This window comes from Peterkaempfera griseoplana, assembly GCF_001418575.1.
Taxonomy (GTDB): domain Bacteria; phylum Actinomycetota; class Actinomycetes; order Streptomycetales; family Streptomycetaceae; genus Peterkaempfera; species Peterkaempfera griseoplana.
This window is the reverse complement of record NZ_LIQR01000747.1, coordinates 1-3,127: the sequence shown is the minus strand read 5'-3', so window position 1 is coordinate 3,127 and position 3,127 is coordinate 1. Positions and strand designations below refer to the sequence as shown.

Below are 3,127 nucleotides of genomic sequence, written 5' to 3'. Positions count from 1 at the left end.
GCGGCCTGGGACTCCATCAGCCCGCGCTGGTTGCGGACGTCCGCCTGCCACCCCGAACGGTTGTCCCGGTCGTCGGTGCCCTGGGGGCGCATCGCGCGGTCGGGCTCGGTCCGCCCGGAACGGGCCTCCGGCGGACGGCCCGGCTCCGCGTCGGACACCGCGGCTTCGATCCCGGCGGCCTCGGCCTCCGCGTTCCCCTGGGCGTCGGCTCGGGCGTCCGCTCGGGCGTCGTGGGGCCCGGGAGCCGGTGCCCCGGCGCCCTCGACCCGGTCTGCCGGGGCTTCGGCGGCCATGGCCGGGCCCGGCGCCGTCCGGACCCCGGGCTCCGCCGGACCGGCCTCCGCGCCCTCAGGCTGCGGCGCGACCGGCTGCCGAACGACCGACTGCGGAACGGCGGGCCGCTCATCGGCGGGCTGCGGAACGGGCGGCTGCGCGACGGCGGGCCGCACCGGCAGCGGCGGCGCGGACCAGGGGGCGGGAGAGGCCAGCGGCGGCCCGACGGGCGCGGGGCGCGGCTCGGTGGTGAAGGACGTACCGCCCGTGGTCTCGTCGAAGAAGACCGGCCCCGACTCCTCCAGTGCCGCCGGGCCCGCCCAGCCGCGGCGTACGGGAAGCGCCCGGCCGGGCGCCGCCCCGGCCGCGGGCTCCTCCCCCGGAGTCTCCGGCGGCGGCACGGGCCGCATCGGCGGTGTCTGCCGCCGCGCCACCAGCCGGGGCGGGGCCAGCACCTCGCCGGGCTCGGGGGCGGGCCGGGTGGTGCCGGGCGCCCAGGCCGCGCCGTCCCAGTAGCGGACGAACCCGGGGATGGAGGGGTCCGGGTAGTAGCCGGGCGCGGGTGCCGCGCCGGCTGTACTGCCGGAGGAGGGCCGGTCCGTCATCTGTCCCCTGTCCCATGGTCCGCTGGCTGCCGGGTGGTGGCCCTGCTGGTACGCCCGTCCGCCGCCGCGGGTTCGGCTCGCACGGCATGGCAGGGTGCACAGGGGTCACCGGGCGCGCCTCGGCACGGCGCACACCCGGGCAGTGACAAAGCGTAGTACTCCGGCGACCCTCGGTGTGGGTGTTGCCGAAGGAACATCCGGCGAGGCGCACCGGTCGGCTTCGCTTGTCCTGAGCACTCCAGGTGACGGAACTCCGCCGAAGTCGTGTAAGAGTCCTCCGTCCGGGCGCTCTCAGGCATCAGGGACCCGACGGCGGGCAGATGCGTCCTGCGGCCGGGAGAGGCCAGTGATGAGAGGGAGACACACCCATGGAGAGCGTGGTCGAGCACGAGCTGGAGCTGAGTCTCGTACTCTCACCCGAGCGGAGCGTCCCGGTACCCGCCCGCCTGCTGTACGACGCGCACGACCCCTATGCCGTGCACATCACCTTCCACCTCGGCTCGGACTCCCCGGTGACCTGGGTGTTCGCCCGCGAGCTGCTGGTGGAGGGCACCTTCCGGGCCTGTGGGACCGGTGACGTCCGGGTGTGGCCCGCCCATTCCGGCGGACGCGGGGTGCTCTGCATGGCGCTGAGCTCCCCGGCCGGCGACGCCCTGCTGGAGGGACCGCTGGCGGCGGTCATGGCCTGGCTGGAGCGCACCCACCGGCTGGTGCCGCCGGGCTCCGAGGGCGACTCCCTGGACCTGGACGCCGGACTGGCCGCCCTGCTGGCGTGAGCGGGCGGGTCCTCAGCGGGCCGCGGGGGCCTGCCGACGGCCGCCCGGGCGCTGCGCGGGCACCGTCCCGGCCGTGCCGCCCGCGGCGCGGCGGTTGCGGATCCGCAGCGCCGCGACCCCCAGCACCGCGATGCCCAGCAGCGAGTAGACCGCCGCGGGGGCCAGCTGCCAGTCGGGCAGGTGCTGGTCGCGGGGGCCCTTGTGCGGCACCAGCCACATGCCGTAGCAGCAGAAGCCGAAGGCGGTCGCAGCGGCGATGGTCCGCCAGCGCCGCCTGCGCACCGCCTGCGGACGCGACCGCTCCTGGGCGGCCTCGGCGGCGAGCAGCAGCAGCAGCGGGACGCACCACACCCAGTGGTGGGTCCAGCTGATGGGCGAGACCAGCAGCCCCGTGATCGCGGTGCAGACGACGCCCCAGGCCTCCGCCCTGGGCAGCCAGGACGCGCTGCGGCCCGCGCGCACGGCGACGGCCAGGCCGAGCACCGCGGCCGCCACGCCGACCAGCAGCCCGGCGACGCCGGGGTCGGTGGTGTGCAGCAGCCGGGCGACGGCTCCGCGCAGCGACTGGTTGTCGACGATCTCGGTGCGGCCGACGCGGCTGGAGTCGAAGACGTAGGTGGTCCAGAAGCCGTGGGAGGCGCCGGGCATCGCGATCCAGCCGAGGGCCGTGCAGGCCAGGAAGGCCCCGAAGGCGGTGAACGCGGCCCGAACCCGGCCGGTGAGCAGCAGATAGACCGCGAAGAGGCCCGGGGTGAGCTTGATCGCGGCGGCGATGCCGATGCCGACGCCCTTGCCGCGGTGGGCGTCGGAACGGGTGAGGTCCCAGAGCACCAGGCAGGCCAGCGCCAGGTTGACCTGCCCGTAGCGCAGCGTGGTCCAGACCGGCTCCAGCCAGACGCCGAGGCCGGTGGCCAGCACGACCGCGGTGGGCCGCAGCTCCCGGCGCGGCCAGCCGACCAGGCGGCAGGAGAGCCAGGCCATGACGCCCAGCAGGATGACGTTGCCGCCGGTGATCAGCATCCGCAGCAGGCCCACGCCGACCCAGGAGGTGGGGACGAAGAGCATCGCGGCGAACGGCGGATAGGTGGCGGGCAGCGCCCACTCGGAGACCCGGATGGCATAGAGGTCGGTGCCGTGCACCACGGCCCGGCCCTCGGCCTGGTAGACCAGCATGTCGATCATCGAGGTGCCGACGAAGTGGCGGACCACGGCGTACGCCACCAGCGACACCAGTGCCGCGACCATGGCCTTCCGGGACGGACGGGGTGCCTCACGCAGTCGCCGGAGCAGCGCCGGGCCACCGCCGGACGTCCTCGCTCCGGCCGCATCCGTCGGCCGTTCCCGCTCCACCACTGTCACTGCTGCACTCCGTCCCGAAGTCGAACGCCCGCGACCCTACCCGATGCCGATGGACGGCACCTGCCCCGTGAGAGGCCTCGGGACACGGCACGGCGGGGGCGGGCGGCCCGGGTG

Annotated in this window: 3 protein-coding genes; 1 reads left to right on the top strand and 2 read right to left on the bottom strand. The window is 75.9% G+C overall.

The annotated features are described in order from the left end of the window. Positions 1-878: DUF2510 domain-containing protein (locus tag AOK09_RS42985; protein ID WP_245687650.1), on the bottom strand; the 878-nt coding region annotated here is incomplete at its 3' end. A gap of 368 nt (positions 879-1,246) precedes the next feature. Between AOK09_RS42985 and AOK09_RS36320 the strand changes: the two genes are divergently transcribed. After that, positions 1,247-1,654, top strand: a complete 408-nt coding sequence (locus tag AOK09_RS36320; protein ID WP_055591429.1) for an SsgA family sporulation/cell division regulator — start codon at positions 1,247-1,249, stop codon at positions 1,652-1,654. A 12-nt stretch (positions 1,655-1,666) separates the two neighbouring features. On the opposite strand, the gene AOK09_RS36315 is transcribed toward AOK09_RS36320, so the two are convergent. Further along, positions 1,667-3,013 carry a glycosyltransferase 87 family protein gene (locus AOK09_RS36315; protein WP_245687649.1) on the bottom strand — a complete coding sequence of 449 codons (1,347 nt, stop codon included), beginning with the start codon at positions 3,011-3,013 and terminating at the stop codon, positions 1,667-1,669. Positions 3,014-3,127: the final 114 nt, after the last annotated feature.